This window comes from Paenibacillus sp. HGF5 (genome assembly GCF_000204455.1).
Classification (GTDB): domain Bacteria; phylum Bacillota; class Bacilli; order Paenibacillales; family Paenibacillaceae; genus Paenibacillus_AQ; species Paenibacillus_AQ lautus_A.
Genome location: NZ_AEXS01000178.1, coordinates 73,001 through 95,116, shown reverse-complemented (window position 1 = coordinate 95,116; position 22,116 = coordinate 73,001). Strand labels below are relative to the sequence as shown.

Sequence of the window (22,116 nt, the reverse complement as noted above, 5' to 3'; positions counted from 1 at the left end):
AACGTGATGGGTTCAGATCAACGCCAATTCATCCTGGGCGCTTTTCTGATGAATTACGGCCATCATATCGCTGCATGGCGGCATGCCGATTCGGCAGGGGTCGGGGCGATGGACTACGATTTCTATAAACGCTGCGCCCAAGCAGCCGAACGCGGGAAATTCGATATGGTATTCCTTGCGGACAACAACTCGATCCCGTTGATCGAGGATTTACGGACGAATGTCAGCTTTCTGCAGCCCGAAGCGCTCACCATGCTGAGCGGCCTCGCCGGGGTGACGGAACGTATTGGATTAGCCGGAACGGCCTCTACAACCTTCAACGAGCCGTACGGATTGGCCAGGCGTCTGTCCACGCTGGACCATATCAGCGGCGGCAGGGCCGCCTGGAATGTGGTGACCTCCACGAAGGATGCGGAGGCACGCAATTTTGGATCGGCGGAATTAATGGAACACGACAAACGGTATGAAAGGGCGGAGGAATTTCTACGAGTCGTGACCGGATTATGGGACGGCTGGGAGGACGATGCCCTTGTATTGGATCGGCAAAGGGCGGTCTTTGCCGATACGGCACGGATTCATCGGGCGCATCATGAAGGCGAGCACTTCAGGGTGGAAGGGCCCTTGAACATGCCCAGATCTCCGCAGGGGAGGCCTGTCATCATTGAAGCGGGGACCTCGGCTGCCGGAAGAAGGCTGGCGGCTCGAACGGCTGATGTCGTGTTCACGGCCTGTGAGAGTAAGGAGGATGCGATCAAGTATTACCGCGAGTTTAAGGACTTGCTCATGGAGTATGGACGGGAGAGGGAAGAGGTAAAGGTTCTGCCGGGGCTTCAGATATTCCTTGGGGACAGCGAAGCTGAAGCTGTGGCATATCACCGGACATTCAGCGAGCTCATTCTGCCGGAGGCAGGGGTGAAGTATGTGTCCCAGCTGCTGAATGCGGATTTGACCGGATATCCGGTAGACGGCCGGCTGCCCGATTTGCCGCGGGAAGGAAACAGCAGCCGGGCGATCATGATTATGGATATGGCCGCGAAGTCAGGGATGAGCATTCTGGAGCTCGGTCGGCATTACGCGGTGGCGAGGGGACATATGACGATGGTTGGCACTGCGCGGCAAGTTGCCGATATGATGGAGGATTGGTTCCGCAGCATGGCATGCGATGGATTCAACATTATGGCCCCTCTCCTCCCGAGCGGGCTCGAACAGTTTGTGGAGCGCGTAGTCCCACTGCTTCAGCAGCGGGGGCTGTTTCGCGAGGAATATGCGGGCAGGACGTTACGGGATCACCTCGGGCTGACCCGGCCGCAAACCCAACATGAAAAATAATTGACGACAAAATTAGACGGTGTTATAATCCAACTTAACATATCGGAAATGATAGAATTAGATCGTTTGTTTATCTACCAAACCAACGGAGATGAACGAGACGTTCGATTCTAAGGGCTTCATGACATTTATAACGCTAATATGATTGATGCACATTCTACCGGACAACCGGAGATGCATCCTTGGATCAAGTTGTGATCCGAGGGGTGTCTCCGGTTGTTTTTTTATGAATCTAGCAAAGTGAGGGGTTGTCATTATGCAGTATAGAACACTGGGCAGAACCGGGGTTCAAGTGTCGGAGGTAAGTCTCGGGACGATGTCTTTCGGGCGCTGGATCGATGAGAGGGCTTCGGCCGCCGTATTGGATCAAGCGCTTGGTTCCGGCATCAATCTGATCGATACGGCTGACGTATACGGCACGGGCATGGATAACGGAAACGTCAAGCAGCTCGGGGAATCGGAAGAAATTCTGGGCAGGCTGCTGAAGGAGCGAAGACAGGACATTCTCCTGGCAACCAAGCTGCATAATCGCATCGGACCCGGCATCAATGACCAGGGCCAAAGCCGCTATCATATCTACCGTGCGCTGGAGAACAGTCTTGCCCGGCTCCAAACGGATTATATCGATCTCTATCAGGTGCATCGGTTTGATGAGTTAACCCCGCTGGACGAGACGCTTGAGGCGCTTACGGATCTTGTACGGCAGGGGAAAGTGCGGTACATCGGCTGCTCGAACTACGCGGCTTGGCAGCTCGCCAAGGCCCACGGCATCAGTGCGCTGCATGGCCTTCGCCGGTTCGAGAGCGTACAGCCGGAATACAGCCTTATTACTAGAGAGATTGAAAGCGAGCTGATTCCCTTTGCCCAGTCCGAGCAGGTCGGGGTTCTCGTGTACAGTCCGCTCGGACGGGGTATATTGTCCGGCAAATATCGGGCGGGCGAAGCACCCCCAACGGACTCGCGCCTAGCTGCAGGCGAGCAGCGGTTACGATTGCTGCTGAACCAGCGGCATGCGCTTTCCATCGTGGAAGGGATCCGGCCGCTGGCCGAGCAGCGGGGATGGACGCTTCCGCAGTTCGCCCTGAATTGGGTGCTCAGCCGCCCTGGCATCACGTCAGCCATTGTCGGGGCATCGAAGCCTGAGCACATCGCGGATACGCTGAAGCATTCGGATGAACGGCTGACAGAGGAAGAGCTGCAGGAGATCGACCGCTTGACGGAGGAATTCCGTGGATAAAGCTGATATAACGCCAGTATCTATTCGGGATGATCATGATCAACCATAACCAATATGGATCAGGAAGGTGACACAACCATGAGTATGAGTTCAAAACGTCGTCAATTGCATCTTGGATTGTTCTTATTCGGGACGGGCTATCATCCCGCGGGCTGGAGGCTGCCCGAAGGCAAAACGGACGGGGCTTACGATCCCCAGTTCCTGAAGGAGGTCGCCCAGAAGCTTGAAAAGGCCAAGTTCGATTTCTTTTTCCTGGGGGACCGATTGGCCACGAGCGCGGATATGCAGCATTTATTCCCTTCCCAAATGACGCGGCTGGAGCCGTTCACCATGCTGTCTTATCTGGCAGCGGCAACGGATAAAATCGGTTTGATCGGCACGGTGAACACCACCTATGCCGAGCCTTACAACATCGCACGCTTCACGGCATCGCTGGATCATCTCAGCCGGGGCCGGGCCTCATGGAATGTCGTGACAGGCTCCGATACGCGGGCTGCGCTGAATTTCAGCCGGGAGAAGCATTGGGATAACGCCAAACGGTACGACTATGCCGAGGAATTCATCGAAATCGTCAGCGGGCTGTGGGACACTTGGGAGGATGACTCCCTTCCGCGGGACAAAGCAAGCGGCGTGTTCGCCGACGGCAGCAAGGTGCATGCCCTGGACCATGTCGGCGAGCACTTCTCCGTCGCCGGGCCGCTGAACATTCTGCGACCGATACAGGGACAGCTTCCGCTGATCACAGCAGGAACCTCCCTGCGCAGCCAAATGCTGGCGGCCCAATATTCCGACATGGTCTTCACCGGAACGAACGTCAAAGAAGTCGCCGTGAAATTTTACCAGGAAGTGAAAGGACGCCTGCCGGAGTATGGAAGGGAAGCTACGGATTTGAAGGTCCTCCCCGGGCTGGTTCCGATCGTGGGCCGGACGGAGGAAGAAGCACGGGCCAAATATGCGGAGCTGAACGAACTGGTGGTGACCGATTTCGATCTGGGACCCCTTTCGGATAAGATCGGAATCGACCTGAGGGGATATTCGCTGGAGGATCCGCTGCCTGACCTATCCGCTTCGGAAGCCGCGCTGCACTGGGCCGACTTGGCCAGAGGGGCGAACGGACGCGAGGATATAACGATCAGGGACCTGTTCTATTTCTTCACCGTCACGGTCCGCGGGCATCTGCTTGTGGTCGGCAGCGCGCAGCAGGTAGCGGATATCATCGAAGAGTGGTTCCGGGATGAAGCGGCCGACGGATTCAATGTCTGCCCTCCCTATATGCCTGGCGGTCTGGAGCTGTTCCTGGAGCTGGTTGTGCCGGAGCTACAGCGCAGAGGCTTGTTCCGCACCGAGTATGAAGGCAGCACCTTCCGCGAGCATTTGGGACTGAGCCGCCCAAGGAACCGTTACGACCTGATTGCGAAGGGGTGAGCCGGATGGGAACGAGGAATGCCAAGAAATCCCCAGGCATCTGGGCGGGGCAGGGGGCATTGCTGCTGGTCATACTGGGGATCTGCGAGATTCTGGTTCGCACGGAGGCCGTCAGCAGCTTGTATCTGCCTGCGCCTTCCCAAGTATTCCGCGAACTATTCAACCTGTTCGGTGACGGGGAGATCTGGAAGCACCTGTACGTCACATTGGCCGAGTTCGTTGCGGGCTATGGCATTGCGGCCATTGGCGGGCTCGCCGTCGGCATGGCTATGGTGCTGATCCCATGGGCGGAGCGATTCTTCCGGCCGTACCTTTCGGCGCTGATGGCGATTCCGAAGGTGACGATCGTTCCGCTGCTGGCGCTCTGGCTCGGGATCGGGATCACGCATAAAATATCGATTGTGTTCCTGTTCTGTTTCTTTACGATCACGGTCAACACGATGACCGGAATCAAACAGACGGCGGACAACCATCTGAAGGTCGCCAAAGTATTCGAGGCGACGCGGTATCAGACCATCATGAAGGTGATATTGCCATCGGCTGCGCCCACCATTTTTGCCGCTCTCCGAATTTCGGCCGCTACCGGACTGGTCGGGGCGCTGTTCGGGGAGATGCTGGCGTCGAAGGATGGCCTTGGCAATATTCTCGTGAAGGCGACATCGCTGTACAATACCGCGCAGGCTTTTGCCATTGTAGCGCTGGTTACCGTCGTATCCGTACTTATCATTTCATTAATCGATTTGTTGGAACGCAGCGTTTTTTTGAAATGGAAATCATCATAGACCATCGGGCAAAAGCATCACTATCAGGGGGAGAGAACCATATGAACAGAAGAGGAATACGTCCATACCTAATAGCACTTGCGGCGCTATGGCTGATCGCCATGACGGCCGGCTGCGCAAGCGGTCAAGATAACGGCAAGGAAGCGGCACCGTCCGCCGGGGACGGAGAGAGCGCGGCAGGCGCCAAGCTGGAGAAGATCCGGTATGCGCCGCTTAGCGGGGTCAGCGGGCTGGCGGTGTCCTTCGGGGCGGAGAAGGGATTCTTTGAGGAGGAAGGACTCGACGTCGAATTTATCACCACCAAGGACCCGATAGCCGGTCTGACCAGCAAGGACATTGACGTGGTCGACGTGGCTACGACGACGGCGATCGTGGCTGCGGGCAAGGGCGCTCCCGTCAAAATCGTCTCCTCCATGTTCCGGACCAAGGGGCCGTTCTACCTGATCGCCTCGCCGGAGATCCAGAAGGTGGAAGACCTGAAGGGCAAGAAGGTGGGCATCGCCGTGTTCGGCAGCGGTCTGGAAGTATATACGCAGGTCATCCTGAAGGAGCACGGATTGAGTCCGGACGATGTGACCTTCATTGCCAACAGCACGCATCAGGCGGCTTACGCGAGTCTGGAAACCGGACAGGTCGACGCCACCATCATTCATGAGCCGTTCGCTTCTCTTGCGGAAAAGCAGGGAAAAGGCCATATCATCGCTACAGGCTGGGATTACCTGCCGACTTTCCACACCGGAGTGCTGGCGGCGCGCGACGGTATTCTGGAAGAGAAGCCGGAATTGGTCGAGAAGCTGCTGCGAGCTTACTTCAAATCGCAGGAGTATGCGAAGAGTCATCCGGACGAGTTTAAGACTTACTATCTGAACAACATCGAGATCGATCCCGAGGTGCTGGATCTGGCGCTGAAGCGCGAAGAGGTGCTGTGGGAGAACAATCCGGACGTGGACGTCAACGCGTTGAATGATACCCAGCAGATTCAGAAGGAGCTGGGGTTCCAGGATGAGATCTACAAGGTGGAGGACATTCTGGACCTCAGGTTTATTCCGAAAAAATAAAGTATGGCAGGAGGCGTTCCTATGTCCGGCTTTACGGTTGAAAATGTCTCGAAGGTTTATGGCGGCGATCTTCCAACGATCTCGCTTCAAAATATAAACCTGCAGGTGCGGGACGGCGATTTCCTGTGCGTCCTCGGGCCGAGCGGCTGCGGAAAAAGCACGCTGCTGGAGCTGCTGGCGGGATTGCAACTTCCGACGGAGGGCGACATTTGGCTGGATGGCGAGAAGGTTCAGGGGCCCACGCGGAGCTCTGGGGTCGTATTCCAGGATGCATCCCTGTACCCGTGGCGCACCATTTCGCAGAACGTCGGCCTTGGGCTGGAGCTCGCCGGCATGAAAAAAGCGGAGCGGCAAACGCTCGTGGACAAATATCTGAGCATGGTCGGCTTGGAGGGGTTCGGCTCGAAATATCCACATCATTTATCGGGAGGCATGCGGCAGCGAGCAGGGATCGCAAGGGCGCTCGTAAGCAGTCCCAACATCCTCCTGATGGACGAGCCGTTCGGCGCGGTGGACCATCTTACCCGGCTTCAGCTTCAGCAGGATCTGCTTCGCATATGGCAGGAGGAGCAGAAAACGGTGGTGTTTGTGACCCATGACGTATCCGAAGCCGTCTTTCTCGCAGACCGGGTCGTCCTGCTGTCCCCGCGCCCCGGGCGCATTCACCATATTTTCGACGTTCCCCATGAGCGTCCGCGCAAGCGGGAGGATGCCAGCCTACTGAAGATTCAGAACGACATCTACGCTGCGATTTATGACGTCAAGACGGAAGAGGATTTGGAATTTACGATTTAAACGGCAGCTTGATATCAGAAGGGACGAGGAGCTTATGTCAAATATCGTAAGCAAGGAATGGGTGCTGGAACAGCTTCAGTCGAATCCGGGTCAGCTTGTCGTTGCGGACGTCCGATTCAGCCCGGGCGATGCGAATTACGGCTACGAGGCTTATCAGCGCGAGCATGTGCCCGGTGCCGTATTCGTTGATTTGAAAAAGGATTTGACGGATTCTCCAGGCGAGCACGGCGGCCGGAGCCCCTTGCCGCATACGGAGGAGCTGGCCCGGCGGCTCGGCAAGCTCGGGATCGATGCGAGTACGCCCGTCGTTGTCTATGACGATGACCTTCGCCCGGAAGGTGCGCGGTTATGGTGGATTTTGAAATACCTGGGCCACGGTTCGGCATATATATTGGATGGAGGATTCGTCGGCTGGAAGTCGGCCGGATATCCGCTCACCTCGAAGAGAAGCGAGGCGGCTCCGCGCGTATTCCAGCCGAACGTGCGGGAGGAATGGCTGGCTGATGTGAATGAGGTAAGGGCAAAGATCGGCAAAGCCGGCGTGACCCTGCTCGATTCAAGGGATTGGAAGCAGTTCACGGGAGAAACGGCACCACAGGATCCCGTGGCCGGACATATTCCGGGAGCGGCGCATGCCTATTGGAAGGACGGGATCGATGAAGACGGGACGCTAAAGGGAGCCGAGCGGCAGCGGGAGCGTTTTGCCGGGTTGTCCTTCGATGATGAAGTGATTGTATATTGCGGATCAGGGTTGTCGGCTTGCCCGAACGTGCTGGCTTTGCGGGAAGCCGGGTACCGCAAGGTGAAGCTGTACGCAGGCAGCTGGAGCGATTGGATCAGCTACAAGGACCATGAGATTGCTGCAGGTGAAGTTTGATCATGGATCATGCTGAGGCTGCCGCAAGTTAAGGTGCTTCTCGCAGGTTATCCCGACTTGACGTAAGGATTATCGACGGTATAGTTGAAAACATAACCGTTCGAAATCGACATGCGGCAAGGGGGTTAACAACCTTGATGGAATGTAAAAGTTTTATTGGCGCGCATGATGAACATTGGGAAGATGACGGCTTAAGAAGCCACCAGGAACTGGAGATTACGTTGATCATGGAAGGAAGCGGCCGCTTTTGCGCGCACGGCAGGGAAGCGAGAGTGGAATCCGGGAACGTGGTTCTCATTCCGTCCGAGGTTCCCCATTCGTTCCGCGCGCTGTCCCCTATACGCTTCGGCGTGCTTTTGGCGGACCGCATTCCGTCTGAGGTGAAAGAGCTGTTCGACAGGCTTATTCCGGATGGCAGCACTCGTATCATCGCCCTGTCCCGTCTGGATCGGGACCGTTATGAACGCTTGTTCCGCGAATGGCTGAGAATCCGTTCTGCCCCGTTGAAAGATCCGATACGGAATTATGCGGTCTGGGTGGAGCTGCTTTTATTGTTTCTTAACGAACACGCCCATTCCGATCATCAGGCGCTGTCCATCTCGTTCATCGGCGACTACATCCGTCAGCATATCCGGGATCCAATGCATGTCTCTACCCTGGCGGAAATGGCAGGACTGTCCGAGGATGGCTTCCGCAAGCAATTCGCCAAAATATACGGCATGACCCCGAAGCAGTACCAGCAGCTATGCCGGCTTGCGGAAGCGAAGTGGCTCTTAAGCTCCTCCGATAAAGACCTCCAGTCGCTTGCCGAATCGGTCGGCTTCTCCCAGCTTCACTCGTTCTCGCTCTGGTTCAAAAAAATGGAGGGCTGCCCCCCATCGGAGTGGAGGAACCGGCAGCGCCTATATCATCACTAACGTGCTTACGATAGCCTGCCGCGGATACAGACGGGTTTTGCGTAAATATGGTTCGGTTTTCGGTAACGACTTCCTCTTCCAGATCCAATAGGATAAGGATACTTGAAGCGTGGATGTTTCGCTTCAGGTTATCCTGACGGACAGAAAGGGAGGTAGGTTTGTTATGAAGGTGACCATCGGACAAAGGGAATTAGAGTGGGGAGGTAAATACCTCACGGAATTAAGAGACTGCAATGACATGCTGGAGGATACGGTAGCGCTGCGAAACCGGCTGCAGGAGGATGGATATCTCCTGATTCGCGGTTTCCATAAGCGGGAACAGGTCTTGAACGCAAGAATGGAGTTCCTGACCAAACTCGGGGCCATGGGCAGGCTGGATCCCCAGGCCCTTGTCGAAGACGGGATCATCGGACCGGAGAATAAGGGCGGAATGTGGGGCGGCAGTACCGAGCAATTGCAGCCGGATTTCCCCCAGTTTTTGGACGTTGTCAATTCGCGGGCGGTGCTGGACTTCTTTGGACGATTGCTGGGCGGAGCCGCGATGACATACGACTACAAGTGGCCGCGCGCCGTCGCTCGCGGAGGCAATACCGGGGCTCATTACGATGTTGTGTATATGGGTAGAGGCACGAAGGATCTGTACACCATGTGGACGCCGTTTGGGGATATCCCTCTTGAAATGGGAACGTTGGCGATGTGTCTCGGGTCCCAGCATTTTACGAAAATCAAGCAGACCTACGGGGAAATGGACGTTGATCGTGACAATGTTGCCACGGGCTGGTTCTCCGAGGATCCCGTCGAGATTGTGGACCGCTACGGCGGGCAATGGGCGACGACCGCTTTTGAAGCCGGCGACGCCATTATATTCGGAATGTACATGATGCACACCTCGCTGACCAACAACACCAGCCATTACCGAATCAGCGCGGATACCCGTTATCAGCTTGCATCCGAACCGGTGGATGAGCGATGGATCGGCCGCAAACCCAAGGGTCATTATGCTTGGGGACGAACGCCGCAGAAGTCGGTAGCTGAAGCCCGAAAGGAATGGGGAGTATAAGCGATCCCATGGCTTAAGCTCGGATTGCGAGAGTAGAGTACATCTCAAAAAAAGAACACAAAGCTCGTCGACCAGATGACTGGAGGCATGGCCATGAAGCCGTGCCTCTTTGTTGTTTTTTAGCGGTGAAGGCAGGCGTATCATGCTCCGCATGTTGCATTTGGCAGGAAGCATTTTATTTGAGGCGGGAGGGATATCATGTGAAGGAGATGGTCTTCGAGCATGCGAATATGAAGTACTGCATACCTTCGGATATGGAAAGAAAGGGCGGGATCTGGATTCTCCGTGCAGGCCGGAGTTTGGCCAGGCCCAACTACAGCGTCGGCCCCAAAATATCCGAGAACTATGCGCTGCATTTTGTCCTGAACGGGAAAATCTCGCTGGCATTCGGGGATAAGGTGGTTACGTTGTCGGCAGGGGATGCCTTTTGCCTGTTTCCACATACGAGGTACAGTTATTGGGAACCGAACGGCGATCCCGAACCGACGCTGCGCATGCAGTGGATCGTCTTGGACGGAGAAGCAGCGGAGAGCGCATTGACCCGAATCGGGCTGCACCCATCCACGCCCTTTCTGCCTAACGTGATGAAGGGCGGGCTGCAGGCGGTGCTGGATCAAATTTACGGGTGCGTGGATGACGATACCATCGGTCACGAGTTTGGACGGCAGAAATGGTTGTATCAGCTGTTTGAACTTTTGGCTGCCACCCCGGCCAAAAGAGGAACTAAACCGAATTGGCTCGAACAAAGCGTGCATTACATGGATTCCCACTACATGGAAGGGATCACGGTGACGGATGTGGTCCATCAAGCCGGCGTGCACCGGACGCATCTGTACTGCGAATTCATTCGGGTGCATGGCATCAGTCCGAGCCATTATTTGATGAAGCTGCGGATGGAGCGGGCAGCGGTTCTGCTGACCGAAACCGACGTGTCCGTGACGGAGGTGGCGTTCTCGCTGGGGTATTCCAACCTCCACACGTTTTCGAGAGCATTCGCTAAGTATTACCGCATATCGCCTACCTCGTATCGGCTGCGGCATGCGCCGGTACCTCTATAGTGAACCAGACGGATTGGGGATAACAAGACTGTGACAGGGCGGAGTATAAGGCCCGTTGCAGTCTTTTTTTTGCTTGGGCAGGGCAGCAAGAGCCGTTAAATAGTGTCGTTTTATCCTTAAAATGGATAAGATTTCCATGAGATTTGCATGTAGGATAGAATGGATCAACGATTTTTGGTGGTCAGACGGCTATGAGATGAAGGGAGGGATTGAGCGGTCAGGGGGATGAGCAGCACGGGATCTTAGAGCTTTTTTCCGTTTATTACATTTCAAGAAAGAGGTGTTATTCATGAAAAAGCTAAGTATGTTCAGAAAGAGAATGACGACAATGCTTATGGCTGGCAGCTTGTTATGCGGATTGTTGGTACCGATTCAAGCGTCGGCTGCCGACGTTGCATTTAATGAGCCGCTGAATAGCAAGAACCCTAATCTGTTTTATACTTCCGACGGATGGGCGAATGGTCCGGATTTTGGGGTGGGCTGGAAGGCGGCAAACCAGGAGTTCTCTAACGGGATTATGGCTTTACGGCTTGATAATGCGGGATGTCCTGCGAGCTGCTCGGGCAAATCCTATGCTTCCGGTGAATACGCGACACATCTGAAGTACGGCTACGGCCGGGTTGAAGCGCGGATCAAGGCGGCTAAGGGAACGGGCTTGGTGACGAGCCTCTTTACGTATTCCGGTCAAGCCACAGGCACGTCCAATGACGAAATCGATATTGAAATCCTGGGGAAGGACACCACAAAGATGGAAACGAATTATTTTACGAATGGCGTAGGCCAGCATAGCACCATCATCAACTTAGGGTTTGACGCGTCGCTCGATTTCCATAATTATGCGTTCGAATGGTCACCATCATTGATCAAATGGTACGTAGACGGTCAACTGGTTCATACGGAGAATGGCTCCCGCGGGGCGCTTCCGACAAGTCCGGGCCATATCATGGTTAATCTGTGGTCAGGATCGGGACCGGCTGAGATATGGACCGGAACATTCAATTACACGGGTACGCCGGTACGCGCGTACTATGACTGGATCAAATTCACGCCGGCCAACTAGTTTATCGGGTATTCAGCCGATGATTTTATTAGGTATGTTGGAGTTTCTTTGATTAGCATCCGCTCATTGTTCTGGAATCATCGCACCAACAAGCTGCCCTAGGTCAGAAATGACATTTGGGGCAGCTTTTTATTTACAACTATGGAATATAGATGATAGAGTTTTTTACAACAAATGTATGGATGTAACGCTTACAAGAAAATATCGGTTATGGAGGGATTTATCATGCCATCGATCATGCGGGAAGAAGCGATACCGAAGGAAAAAGTAATATTAGCCAAGAATTATCCGATTTTTGTCGCCGATACGATTGGCGTGACCAGCCCCTATCAGAAACTTCATTGGCACAATGTGCTGGAGATAAATTACATTAAATCCGGTACGGGTTACTACATCATCAATGGGCAAAAATTTGAATTCCAGCAAGGGGATGTACTTCTCATCAACTCGAATGATCTTCACTGCGCTTACGAGACGAAGGATCTGGTCATGACGGTCATTTCATTTGATTCGACTTGGTTTATCCATAACCTCCGGTTCGATCCGGAGCTGTTCAGCCCGTTCCGCGAGATGGGCAAGCATTACATGAACCTGATCCCCCGCGACCATCCGGCCATGGGGAAGCTGCGTTCGCTGCTGTTTGAGCTGCAGGAGGAGCATGTGGGGGAACAGCGGTCTTACGCTACGGTAGTATACTCGCTTCTGCTCCAATTCCTGGCCATCGTAAACCGGCAGTGCCGGATCGAAGGGGAAGGCGGAAGCGAACCCAGCATCAGCGAACGGCAGTTGGAGAAAATGCGTCAAGTCATCATGGTGATGGAGCAAAATTTCGCCCACCCCTGGACGCTGGAGGAGTTGGCTTCCCTGGTCTATCTGAGTCCTTCCAGGTTCAGCGAAATATTCAAACGTGCGGTCGGCATGCCGCCCCTCTTGTACCTGATCCACATTCGGCTGGAGCAGGCGGTCACAATGCTGGAAGGAGGCCATATGAAAGTGATGGACGTCGCCCTGGAATGCGGCTTCCGCACGCTGACCAATTTTAATCGTCTGTTCAAAAAGCACATCGGCATGACGCCGAAGGCTTCACAAAAGCAACATTCCTGAAAACCAGTGAAATAGTGCTGGTTTTTGCTTGTTTTAGCAGAGAAATGAGCCTGGTCAGGCGATACAATAAAGTGGCAAGCATCTCAAGAATGTGTCAATAAACCTAACACGAAATAAAAAGGGGGAGATGCCAATGCCGCAAATCGAGATCGACAGCAGGGCGGGGACACATGTGAAGAAAGGGCGCTTGCGCCGCTTTCTGAAGCAATGGGATATACAGCTGATGGTACTTCCGGCTATGATGTTCATTCTGGTTTTCAGCTACATTCCCATGTACGGGGTACTCATGGCGTTCCAGGACTACAGCCTGTTCAAGGGCTTTCTGAACAGCCCGTGGGTCGGCTTCAAGCATTTTGAGATGTTTTTTGGGGCGCCGGAGTTCTGGACCATTATGCGGAACACCTTGGTCATCAGCCTGCTGAAGCTGTGCATCGGGTTTCCTGCACCGATCCTGCTCGCACTGATGCTCAATGAGGTTGGGAGGCATTCCTTCAAACGGATCGTCCAGACGATCAGTTATCTGCCTCACTTCTTATCGTGGGTCATCGTCTCGGGCTTTGCGATCTCCATTCTGTCCACGGACAACGGCAGTCTGAACATTCTGCTGCAGAAGCTGAGCCTGATCGATGAACCGATCAATTTTCTATCGGAGCCAAAGTACTTCTGGAGCATCCTGACGGTAACGAATGTGTGGAAGGAGATCGGTTTTTCCTCCATTGTGTATTTGGCGGCCATTGCGGGCATTAATCCCCAACTGTATGAAGCGGCTTCTATTGACGGTGCGAGCCGTCTGAAGCAGATCATCTCCATCACTATTCCGTCTATTATGCCGATCATCGTTGTGTTCTCGATTTTGGCGATCGGCAACTTCCTGAATGCCGGTTTCGAGGACATTTTGCTGCTGGCTGGCAATCCGGTATTGCGGGATGTCAGCGACGTGCTGGACACGTACGTCTACCGGATTGGCATTCAGAACAGCCGATACTCCTACGCTACGGCGGCGGGTCTATTCAAGGCAATCATCAGCGTATTGTTGTTGGCCGGAGCCAACTACTGGGCCCGACGGTCGGGGAACAGCTTATGGTAGGGCGGAAGGGGGAGAGATTCATATGAGGCTGTCAAACGGGGATCGGGTATTCGTTGGGTTCATCTACGGCTCTTTGTCATTGCTGGCATTTATCGCGCTGTACCCATTCTGGAACGCTGCCGTCATCTCGTTTAACTCGGGGTCCGACACGATGCAGGGAGGCATTACGTTCTGGCCGCGCGAATTTACGCTGGAGAATTACCGCGTAGTGTTCAAGGACGAGCGCCTCATTGACGGGTTCGTCATCTCGGTGCTCCGTACGGTGACCGGTACTTTTCTCTCCATTGCAGCAACCGCGATATTCGCTTATGGCATATCCAAACGCGAGTTGATGGGCCGGAATTTTTATATGGTCACCTGCATCGTGACGATGTACTTCAGCGGCGGACTCATTCCGAATTATTTGCTGATTCGGGAGCTGGGCCTGATGAACTCGTTCTGGGTTATGGTCGTACCAGGCATCATCAGCGTGTGGAATATGATTATATTCCGGACGTTCTTTAAGGGCATCCCGCCCGGCCTTGAGGAGTCGGCCCATATCGACGGTTCCTCGAACTGGGGCGTATTCTTCCGAATCGTGCTTCCGCTTTCGGGACCGGTCATTGCGACGCTGTCGTTGTTCACGGCCGTGTATCATTGGAATGATTGGTTTGCGCCAAGCATTTACATATCCAACACGGATTTGCTGCCGATCCAGACGAAGCTTCAGCAGATCCTCAATGCCAACATTATGATGGAACAGATGCAGAACATGGATGCCGGGGCGCAGGGCCGGATGAGCGCGATGAAGGCCGTAACGACCAAGTCCTTGTCCATGGCGACCATGATGGTGGCAACCGTCCCGATCCTGTGCGTATACCCGTTCGTTCAGAAGTATTTTGTGAAGGGCGTATTAATCGGTTCTTTGAAGGAGTAATTCACCAGCCATCTTGCCAAGGGTTTGAAGCGGCAGCTTTGACCATAAATGAATCATGAAGGGAGCACTTGGAATGAAAAAAAGGGGAAAAAGGCTTCTATCTGCATGGTCAGTCACGCTTGTCATCGTCATGGCTTTAACGGGATGTTCGGGTTCGGGAGGGAATGCCGCAAGCCCGGAGAAGGAAGGTCCAAGCTCGCAAAACAATGAGAAACCAGCCGGAGAGGATACCTTTGTGCTGGGAGAGAAGCCGCTGGAATTCTCGTTCTATGGCCACTATGACTGGTATACGATGCCGGATTGGGGCGCGGATCTTGCAACCAAGTGGATCCAGGAGAACAAGAAGGTCAACGTGGTTCCGGTCAGCTCCGGCGGCGTTGCCAAGAACAAGCTCAGTACGATGATCGTGTCCGGGGAGCTGCCGGATGTCATATGGATGGAACGGGGCGCGGAGGTCGAGAAGCTGCGTGCCGAGGGCATGCTGGTGCCGTTCGACGATTATCTGGATAAATACCCAAATCTGAAAAAATGGGCCGGGGAATCCACGCTCGATCTGCTTCGCTCGCCGGACGGAAAGCTGTATCAATTCCCGAACTGGTACACAACGCAGCCGAACGGCAATGCCGGCTATCTCGTCAATAAAAAGATATACGAGGAGCTTGGAGCGCCAAAACTGGAAACGCCGGATGATCTGTACGCCTATTTGAAGCAAGTGAAGGCGAAGTATCCGGATGTCGTTCCTCTGGAGGTGGGCCAATCGGCAGCGGGCGTGGACATCATGGTGTCCGCTTTTGCCGAGAACCGCCCGTATACGTTCAACAGTATGATCGCCGTACCCCAGGGGGATCAACTCGTATCGCTGTTCACGGATCCCGTTTATCGCGAGCTGCTTCAATACATGAGCCGATTGTACCGCGAGAAACTCATTACGCAGGATGCCTTCACGCAGAAGCTGGAGCAAGTCGAGCAGAAGATTCTGAGCGGCAACGTGGCGGTTTATGTAGCCTCCAGCCCGACCGAGTTCGGTTCCAAGGGCAACAATCTGCTGAAGGCGCAGGACCCTGATGCCGGTTACATCATGATATGGCCGGTACACAAGGAAGGATTGGATCGCGACAAGATTTTCCCGGGCGATTACAAGCAGCTAGGCTGGAATGTCAGCGTCATTACGCAAGCGGCGAAAGATCCGGAAGCTATCTTTGCATTCCTGGATTGGTTCACCGGTCCCGAGGGCCAGCGGACGATCATGTGGGGACCTGAAGGCTTGTACTGGGACGGTACGGACGAAGAGGACGTGCCGCTGTTCACCGATAAATTCACCAGCGATGCGAAGGGGCGCGATGAGTTGATGAACGCCACGGTGAACTTCCAGTGGAACGGCAACACGGTGTATGTCGACAATTCCAAGATGAAATTCGAATCCACGCTGCCGCCGGAGAAGCGGAACTTTGAAACGTATTGGCAATCGGAGATTACCTGGAAGACGCAGATGAACACGACGGAATACGTCAACCTCGATCCGGCAGGCGATTCCGAGGAAGGCATAATTGCGCAGCGCGTGTTCGAAATTTATGAGCAGGCCAGAGCCAAGGCGATCAGCTCGGCCTCCTCGGACCAGGAAGTGCTCTCGCTTCTGGATAAGGCAGAGGCAGATGCGCAAAAAGCGGGTTACGACAAGCTATTACAGTACAAAACAGCAAAATGGCAGGAGAATAAGCAGAAGCTGGAAGCATCGAAATAAACGTCACGGCGAAGCCGTCCATTCCTTCAGGGGCTTGCGGAATATGCGCTGGCATTCGCTGGGCAGGACGGCTTCATGAGCCGGGCATCATAGGAGAGATCATACTTGAATTACTACTTGGGAGTCGACGGCGGAGGAAGCAAGACGCTGGCCGTCGTGGCGGACGGAACAGGACGAATCGCTGGAAAGGGAATGGGCGGCTGCGGCAACCATCAGCTTGGCGCAGCTCGTGCGGAAGCAAGCATCAGGCAGGCCGTTGAAGAGGCGCTTGGACAGGCGGGACTCGGGCGAGAGGACATCGCCTGCGCGTCGTTCGGGCTGGCGGGAGCCGACCGCGAGGCGGACTTCCGCATCTTGCGGCCCATGATCGGCGCCATGGGCTTCAAGAAACACCATATCGCCTGCGATACCGTCATTGCCATGAGAGCCGGCACAAGACAGAGGGACGGCGTCGTCCTTATATGCGGAAGCGGGACGAACGGTTATGGCGTCAACGCGGCAGGCGAGGAGGTTCAGATCGGAGGATTCGGTTATGCGTTCGGCGATTTCGGCGGAGGCGCCGACCTGGCCGTCGAGGTATTTCGGACGGTCGTTCGTTCCTGGGAAGGCCGTGAGAAGCCGACTTCATTGACGCCGCTAACGCTGGATGCGCTAAGGTTCGGCAGCGTGGAAGAGATGTTTCACCGATTTTTGGACGAGGGCAGAAGGGCGCCGCATACACTGGCGAAATTGCTGTTTCAAGCCGCACCCGCCGATGAAGCTGCAAGAGAGATATTGGAAAGGCAGGGCATGGAGCTGGGGAAGGTCGCCAGCGCGGTAATTCGTAAGCTCGGCATGGGCAATGACACCTTCGATGTCGTGCTGGCCGGCAGCGTACTGACCCGGGGAGAAAGGGATTACGTCGTTCCGTATATTGAGTCTCAGGTTCTTGCGGCAGCCCCGAATAGCCGGGTGCGCATTTTGGCCCTTGAGCCCGCAGCGGGTGCCGTCCTGCTCGCAATGGATGAGAACGGGGTGGTTCCTGGCACGGCCGTGTATGAACAATTGCAGCATGAGCTTGCCGTGAAGGAGAGGAATGTAGAATGGGCACTGGATTGAAGGTTGCTGTTATCGGGGGCGGATCCTCGTATACCCCCGAGCTGATTGAAGGTTTCATCCGTCATTATGAGTCGTTTCCCGTGACGGACATCGTCCTCGTGGATATCCCGGAAGGCCGCCGCAAGCTCGAAATTGTAGGCGGTCTGGCCCGGCGGATGATTGAGCGAAGCGGATTGCCGATTCGCATAACGTTGACCTTGGACCGTCAGGAAGGACTGAAGGATGCCCATTATGTATCGACTCAGATGCGAGTCGGACTGCTGGAGGCCAGAGGCTGGGACGAAACGATCCCCCTGAAATACGGGATGCTGGGGCAGGAAACGACCGGAGCCGGCGGCATGATGAAGGCTCTGCGTACGATACCGGTGCTATTGGATATATGCAAGGACATGGAGGCATTATGTCCGGATGCCTGGCTGCTGAATTTCACCAATCCCGCCGGGATGGTAACGGAAGCCATCATGAAGCACTCCGACATCCGCTCCATCGGTTTGTGCAACTCCCCCATCGCCGCTTACAAGTGGTTGTCCGGGCTTTACGAGGTGCCGGTCGAGCGAATCTACTGTGAGTTTGCCGGATTGAATCATCTGCACTGGATCAGCCGGATCGAGGTCGATGGCGTGTCGAAGCTGGAGGAGCTGCTGGCAACGGGAGGGAGCTACTCAGCTCGCAACGTGCCGCAGCTTGCCTGGAACGATACGCTGATCCGGGCGATGGGCGCGATTCCATCCTATTATTTAAAATATTATTATCTCCACCGGGAGATGCTGGAGGAGCAGCAGGCTGCCGCGGCCAGAGGCGAGACAAGGGCCGAAACGGTCCAGCGTCTTGAGGATGAGCTGTTTGAGATTTACAAGCGGCCGGAACTTGCCGAAAAGCCGAAGCAGCTTGAGCAGCGCGGCGGCGCTTATTACTCCGAGGCGGCTGTCAATTTGATGAAGGCCATTCATACGGATAGTGGGGAGATTCAAACATTGAACGTGATGAACGGCGACACGCTGGACTTCCTGTCGGCGGATGCCAGTATCGAAGTGAACTGCGTCGTGACGAAGAACGGCGCGGTGCCGGTACCTGTCGAGCGAGTGCCGGCTGCGGCGATCGGCCTGATCCAAGCCGTGAAGACCTACGAGAGCCTGGCCATCGAGGCAGCGGTCACGGGCAGCAGGGAGAAGGCGCTGCTAGCTCTTAGCGCGCATCCGCTCACCGATTCCGTCAGTGCCGCTGAAGCCATGCTGGATGAGATGCTGGAGAGGAACCGTTCGTTTTTGCCGCGATTTTTCCAAAAGGTCAAAGATTAGGAATGAAGCCGGCAGGTATTGTAACGCATATCGTTTTTCCAGCGTCCATGAGCAGCCTGACGTGATTTTACCACCTGGGAAACGTCATATATGCTAGAATGGGATTAGGTTAATTTCAGGAGGCGTTCGAGATGAAAACAACAATCGTTCACGGGCAAACTTATATGGGGATTAGCGCATAATTGCCCTTAAACTGCGTGCTTCCCCGCCTATGAAAAGGGGAACGACGATTTGAAAACATGGATATTGAAGCAGTACGATTACCACGTATGGGCTAACCGGAAGGTTTGCGAATATTTGCAGGGGCTTTCGGAAGAGGTATACCGCAAGGAGATTGTCAGCGTCTTTCCATCCATTTATGACACGATGGTGCACATCTATGTCATTGATTCCGGCTGGCTGTCGTTCTTTAACGCGGGCGGAGTCACGGAGGTGTCGCCTGCGTACTTGGAGAGTCTGAAGGATTCGATTGCTCGGCTGGTTGCGGAAACGGAAGGCAAGCGCATCGAAGAATTGGGCCAGCTAATGGACGATCTGGCGGCGCGCTTCCGGTTGTTTATCGAACAGCATGAGAATCTGGACGCCATCTATCCGTCCGGAGATTTTAGAACCAGCTGCCTGGATTATATCCAGCATATAATTAATCACGGGACCTATCACCGGGGGAACGTAACCGCCATGCTCCGGCAAATCGGACATCCCGGCACGCCTACCGACTATGGCTATTATTTGTATACGTTAAGCCATTAAGCGTTCATGATTCAAAATGGAAAAGAGCCCGGAACATCGCGTTCCGGGCTCTTCTTTATGGGTCCGAATCACGCCTAGTCGGTTGTTGCGTTTCGGATCACGGACACGCTCGATTCCCTGACGATAAGCCGCGGCTCGAATTGCACGCGCTCGTATTGGCCGGTCTTTTGCTCGCGAAGCCGCTTCAGCAGCAATTCCGTCGCAAGCCGGGCTACTTCATCGCCCATGATGGACACCGAACTGATCTGCGGCGTCGTGACGGTGGTCCATGCATTGTTATCGATGCCGACGACCGCCACATCGTCGGGAACCCGAACCTTCAGCTCCTTAAAACGGTTGACTATGCCGATGGCAACCATATCGTTAACCGCATAGATGGCATCCGGCATATGCTTCAGGCCATAAAAATAGTCCGCCGCGCGAACCCCCGTCTCAAACGAGAAGTCCTCCCCGAAATAGACAAGCGACGGATCGACTTTCTGCAGCGACTGCTCATAAGCCCAATACCGCTCTTCGATTTTATCCTTGGGCGCACCGGCATAGGCGATTCGGCTTCGCCCGATTTTCAGGAGATGCTCCATGACGAGCTTGCCCTCCTGGCGTGCCAGACCAACGATATCGGCTTTATACTCATCTCCCAGCTGTTTCCCGTAATTAATAATCGAGACGGGCAAGCTTGATTTGTTAATCAGGTCACCCAGTGTTTTGGGATAAGCCAGCGGCATGATAATCAGGCCGTCCACGTGCAGTTTTTTGATATCCCTGACGATTTCCAGCTCGTTCCGTGCATTTCCGGCCGTATTGATCTGAACGACCCGATAGCCGTGCTGTTTGGCGGTCTGCTCGACCGACCAGGCGATTTCCGGGATGATCGCATTTCGGATGTCAGGCACGGCCAAGGCGATTTGATTCGTCTGCCGGACCTTCAGGCTTTGGGCCGATGTATCTGGACTAAAGCCGATTTCTTCGATCACCTGCATGATCCGTGCTTTCGTTTTCGGACTGATGCCCTTGCTGTCGTTGATGGCCCGGGACACGGTTGCGATACCGACACCCGCTTGTTTGGCGACATCTTCAATCGTTACTTTTTTGGGGTTCACCATATTCGATAAATTCCTCTCTATATCGGAAACGTTTCCTGTTCATGTGCTGATTTAAGATGAGATTGGAGCCAATAACTATATTATAACATTAAGCACGTCCTTCCATCACGGGATTCGCAAGGGGACAACGGCATCTAGCAAGCAATGCGGTACCAATCGCTGCATTTCCACGGCAAAGTCAGGGGAACGGCAGTCTGTAGTTGTCCATGACATTTCATACATTTTGGTGAAACAGGTTTGACAGATTGTCAAAACTGTGACATATTTGATTTCGGAAACGTTTCCTGTTTTGTTTTTATTTTTTTCGAACCTATAAGGAGATGAAGACGATGCAAGCACTACGCTGGCATGGAGTAAAGGACCTGCGTTTGGAGACGATCGCGGAGCCGCAAGCTACGAACGGAAAAGTGAAAATCAAGGTCGAGTGGTGCGGGATTTGTGGCAGTGATCTGCACGAATACGTGGCCGGGCCTATATTTATACCTGAGAATACGCCTCACGCCCTTACCGGAGAACAGGCTCCGGTGGTTATGGGCCATGAGTTTTCCGGCAAGGTGGTAGAGGTTGGCGAAGGCGTTACGAAATTCAAGGCTGGCGACCGTGTGGTTGTTGAGCCTGTATTTGCGTGCGGAAAATGTGCGGCTTGCAGACAAGGGAAATACAATCTGTGCGACAAAATGGGCTTTCTCGGGCTCGCCGGCGGTGGCGGCGGTTTCTCCGAATATGTAGCTGCGGATGAGCACATGGTTCATAAAATCCCGGACAGCGTTTCTTATGAACAGGGGGCTCTGGTGGAACCTTCGGCAGTCGCGCTGTACGCCGTGCGCCAAAGCCAGCTGAAGGCCGGAGATCGGGCGGTCGTATTCGGTGCCGGGCCGATCGGCCTGCTTGTCATCGAAGCATTGAAGGCAGCGGGAGCATCCGAGATTTACGCCGTGGAGCTGTCCCCGGAACGCAAACAGAAAGCCGAGGAATTGGGGGCTATCGTCATTGATCCGAAGGCCTGCGATGTAGTAGAAGAGCTTCATCGCCGTACCGGTGCCGGAGTCGATGTGGCATTCGAGGTGACCGGGGTTCCGCCGGTTCTTACCCAAGCGATCAACTCGACGAAGATCGGCGGACAGATTATGATTGTCAGCATCTTCGAAACCTCCGCTCCGATCGTGCCGAATGACATCGTGATGAAGGAACGTAACATTACCGGTATCATCGGCTATCGCGACGTATTCCCGGCTGTGATCAGCCTGATGGAAAAAGGCTTCTTCCCGGCAGATAAGCTGGTCACCCAGCGGATCAAACTGGATGAGGTTATCGACCGGGGCTTTGAGGCTCTGCTCAAAGAGAAAAACCAGGTGAAGATCCTGGTGAGCGCTCACTAATATCGAAAGCTGCGCTTCGCAGCTGCATGGCTTATGAAAGAC

The 22,116-nt window shown here is 54.5% G+C and carries 20 protein-coding genes; 19 read left to right on the top strand and 1 reads right to left on the bottom strand.

Features of this window, described 5'->3' with window-relative positions:
• The first annotated feature begins 6 nt into the window (after positions 1-6).
• The 18 genes from HMPREF9412_RS30570 to HMPREF9412_RS30485 all read left to right on the top strand — a co-directional run bounded on the left by HMPREF9412_RS30570 (position 7) and on the right by HMPREF9412_RS30485 (position 19,592).
• The gene (locus tag HMPREF9412_RS30570; protein ID WP_036674166.1) at positions 7-1,329 is read left to right on the top strand and encodes an LLM class flavin-dependent oxidoreductase; all 1,323 of its coding nucleotides are present in this window, start codon (positions 7-9) and stop codon (positions 1,327-1,329) included.
• 256 nt (positions 1,330-1,585) lie between these two features.
• Positions 1,586-2,566 carry an aldo/keto reductase gene (locus HMPREF9412_RS30565; protein WP_009595781.1) on the top strand — a complete coding sequence of 327 codons (981 nt, stop codon included), beginning with the start codon at positions 1,586-1,588 and terminating at the stop codon, positions 2,564-2,566.
• Positions 2,567-2,644: 78 nt separating this feature from the next.
• On the top strand, positions 2,645-3,991 hold the full coding sequence (locus HMPREF9412_RS30560; RefSeq protein WP_009595847.1) for an LLM class flavin-dependent oxidoreductase: 1,347 nt from the start codon (positions 2,645-2,647) through the stop codon (positions 3,989-3,991).
• Between the two features lie 5 nt (positions 3,992-3,996).
• Positions 3,997-4,773 (top strand): ABC transporter permease, encoded by a 777-nt coding sequence (locus HMPREF9412_RS30555; protein WP_009595767.1) that lies wholly within the window; start codon positions 3,997-3,999, stop codon positions 4,771-4,773.
• Between the two features lie 41 nt (positions 4,774-4,814).
• Complete coding sequence (locus HMPREF9412_RS30550) at positions 4,815-5,831, top strand: ABC transporter substrate-binding protein (RefSeq protein ID WP_009595709.1); 1,017 nt, start codon at positions 4,815-4,817, stop codon at positions 5,829-5,831.
• 21 nt (positions 5,832-5,852) lie between these two features.
• A complete protein-coding gene (locus HMPREF9412_RS30545; protein WP_009595814.1) occupies positions 5,853-6,626 on the top strand; it encodes an ABC transporter ATP-binding protein in 774 nt (257 codons plus the stop codon).
• Between the two features lie 34 nt (positions 6,627-6,660).
• Positions 6,661-7,503 (top strand): sulfurtransferase, encoded by an 843-nt coding sequence (locus HMPREF9412_RS30540; protein ID WP_009595773.1) that lies wholly within the window; start codon positions 6,661-6,663, stop codon positions 7,501-7,503.
• Positions 7,504-7,640: 137 nt separating this feature from the next.
• Positions 7,641-8,420, top strand: a complete 780-nt coding sequence (locus tag HMPREF9412_RS30535; RefSeq protein WP_009595843.1) for a helix-turn-helix domain-containing protein — start codon at positions 7,641-7,643, stop codon at positions 8,418-8,420.
• A gap of 163 nt (positions 8,421-8,583) precedes the next feature.
• Positions 8,584-9,480, top strand: coding sequence for a phytanoyl-CoA dioxygenase family protein (locus tag HMPREF9412_RS30530; RefSeq protein WP_009595777.1), 897 nt, complete (start codon positions 8,584-8,586; stop codon positions 9,478-9,480).
• 209 nt (positions 9,481-9,689) lie between these two features.
• Positions 9,690-10,538: an AraC family transcriptional regulator gene (locus HMPREF9412_RS30525; protein ID WP_254664142.1), complete on the top strand. Its 849-nt coding sequence runs from the start codon at positions 9,690-9,692 to the stop codon at positions 10,536-10,538.
• A gap of 289 nt (positions 10,539-10,827) precedes the next feature.
• Positions 10,828-11,598 carry a beta-glucanase gene (bglS, locus tag HMPREF9412_RS30520; protein ID WP_009595710.1) on the top strand — a complete coding sequence of 257 codons (771 nt, stop codon included), beginning with the start codon at positions 10,828-10,830 and terminating at the stop codon, positions 11,596-11,598.
• Between the two features lie 225 nt (positions 11,599-11,823).
• Positions 11,824-12,702 carry an AraC family transcriptional regulator gene (locus HMPREF9412_RS30515; protein ID WP_036674163.1) on the top strand — a complete coding sequence of 293 codons (879 nt, stop codon included), beginning with the start codon at positions 11,824-11,826 and terminating at the stop codon, positions 12,700-12,702.
• Positions 12,703-12,835: 133 nt separating this feature from the next.
• Complete coding sequence (locus tag HMPREF9412_RS30510) at positions 12,836-13,789, top strand: ABC transporter permease (protein WP_009595807.1); 954 nt, start codon at positions 12,836-12,838, stop codon at positions 13,787-13,789.
• 22 nt (positions 13,790-13,811) lie between these two features.
• Positions 13,812-14,705, top strand: coding sequence for a carbohydrate ABC transporter permease (locus HMPREF9412_RS30505; RefSeq protein ID WP_009595815.1), 894 nt, complete (start codon positions 13,812-13,814; stop codon positions 14,703-14,705).
• 73 nt (positions 14,706-14,778) lie between these two features.
• On the top strand, positions 14,779-16,446 hold the full coding sequence (locus HMPREF9412_RS30500) for an extracellular solute-binding protein (protein WP_009595840.1): 1,668 nt from the start codon (positions 14,779-14,781) through the stop codon (positions 16,444-16,446).
• Positions 16,447-16,551: 105 nt separating this feature from the next.
• Positions 16,552-17,544: an N-acetylglucosamine kinase gene (locus tag HMPREF9412_RS30495; protein WP_009595693.1), complete on the top strand. Its 993-nt coding sequence runs from the start codon at positions 16,552-16,554 to the stop codon at positions 17,542-17,544.
• On the top strand, positions 17,529-18,842 hold the full coding sequence (locus tag HMPREF9412_RS30490; protein ID WP_009595828.1) for a 6-phospho-beta-glucosidase: 1,314 nt from the start codon (positions 17,529-17,531) through the stop codon (positions 18,840-18,842). Before HMPREF9412_RS30495 ends, HMPREF9412_RS30490 begins: the two co-directional genes overlap by 16 nt.
• Positions 18,843-19,073: 231 nt before the next feature.
• Positions 19,074-19,592, top strand: a complete 519-nt coding sequence (locus tag HMPREF9412_RS30485; RefSeq protein ID WP_009595775.1) for a DinB family protein — start codon at positions 19,074-19,076, stop codon at positions 19,590-19,592.
• 74 nt (positions 19,593-19,666) lie between these two features.
• On the opposite strand, the gene HMPREF9412_RS30480 is transcribed toward HMPREF9412_RS30485, so the two are convergent.
• Entirely contained in the window at positions 19,667-20,695 is a 1,029-nt protein-coding gene (locus HMPREF9412_RS30480; protein ID WP_009595842.1) for a LacI family DNA-binding transcriptional regulator, read from the bottom strand.
• Between the two features lie 329 nt (positions 20,696-21,024).
• On the opposite strand from HMPREF9412_RS30480, the gene HMPREF9412_RS30475 reads away from it, so the two are divergent.
• Positions 21,025-22,074: a 2,3-butanediol dehydrogenase gene (locus tag HMPREF9412_RS30475; RefSeq protein ID WP_009595713.1), complete on the top strand. Its 1,050-nt coding sequence runs from the start codon at positions 21,025-21,027 to the stop codon at positions 22,072-22,074.
• Positions 22,075-22,116: the final 42 nt, after the last annotated feature.

Bases quoted from the DNA above. Each gene is read 5' to 3' on its own strand.
- HMPREF9412_RS30505 (WP_009595815.1), top strand. From the start codon at position 13,812: ATGAGGCTGTCAAACGGGGATCGGGTATTCGTTGGGTTCATCTACGGC.
- HMPREF9412_RS30510 (WP_009595807.1), top strand. From the start codon at position 12,836: ATGCCGCAAATCGAGATCGACAGCAGGGCGGGGACACATGTGAAGAAA.
- HMPREF9412_RS30475 (WP_009595713.1), top strand. From the start codon at position 21,025: ATGCAAGCACTACGCTGGCATGGAGTAAAGGACCTGCGTTTGGAGACG.
- HMPREF9412_RS30480 (WP_009595842.1), bottom strand. From the start codon at position 20,695: ATGGTGAACCCCAAAAAAGTAACGATTGAAGATGTCGCCAAACAAGCG.
- HMPREF9412_RS30500 (WP_009595840.1), top strand. From the start codon at position 14,779: ATGAAAAAAAGGGGAAAAAGGCTTCTATCTGCATGGTCAGTCACGCTT.
- HMPREF9412_RS30490 (WP_009595828.1), top strand. From the start codon at position 17,529: ATGGGCACTGGATTGAAGGTTGCTGTTATCGGGGGCGGATCCTCGTAT.
- HMPREF9412_RS30530 (WP_009595777.1), top strand. From the start codon at position 8,584: ATGAAGGTGACCATCGGACAAAGGGAATTAGAGTGGGGAGGTAAATAC.
- bglS (WP_009595710.1), top strand. From the start codon at position 10,828: ATGAAAAAGCTAAGTATGTTCAGAAAGAGAATGACGACAATGCTTATG.
- HMPREF9412_RS30560 (WP_009595847.1), top strand. From the start codon at position 2,645: ATGAGTATGAGTTCAAAACGTCGTCAATTGCATCTTGGATTGTTCTTA.
- HMPREF9412_RS30565 (WP_009595781.1), top strand. From the start codon at position 1,586: ATGCAGTATAGAACACTGGGCAGAACCGGGGTTCAAGTGTCGGAGGTA.
- HMPREF9412_RS30515 (WP_036674163.1), top strand. From the start codon at position 11,824: ATGCCATCGATCATGCGGGAAGAAGCGATACCGAAGGAAAAAGTAATA.
- HMPREF9412_RS30535 (WP_009595843.1), top strand. From the start codon at position 7,641: ATGGAATGTAAAAGTTTTATTGGCGCGCATGATGAACATTGGGAAGAT.
- HMPREF9412_RS30570 (WP_036674166.1), top strand. From the start codon at position 7: ATGGGTTCAGATCAACGCCAATTCATCCTGGGCGCTTTTCTGATGAAT.
- HMPREF9412_RS30540 (WP_009595773.1), top strand. From the start codon at position 6,661: ATGTCAAATATCGTAAGCAAGGAATGGGTGCTGGAACAGCTTCAGTCG.
- HMPREF9412_RS30550 (WP_009595709.1), top strand. From the start codon at position 4,815: ATGAACAGAAGAGGAATACGTCCATACCTAATAGCACTTGCGGCGCTA.
- HMPREF9412_RS30525 (WP_254664142.1), top strand. From the start codon at position 9,690: ATGGTCTTCGAGCATGCGAATATGAAGTACTGCATACCTTCGGATATG.
- HMPREF9412_RS30545 (WP_009595814.1), top strand. From the start codon at position 5,853: ATGTCCGGCTTTACGGTTGAAAATGTCTCGAAGGTTTATGGCGGCGAT.
- HMPREF9412_RS30555 (WP_009595767.1), top strand. From the start codon at position 3,997: ATGGGAACGAGGAATGCCAAGAAATCCCCAGGCATCTGGGCGGGGCAG.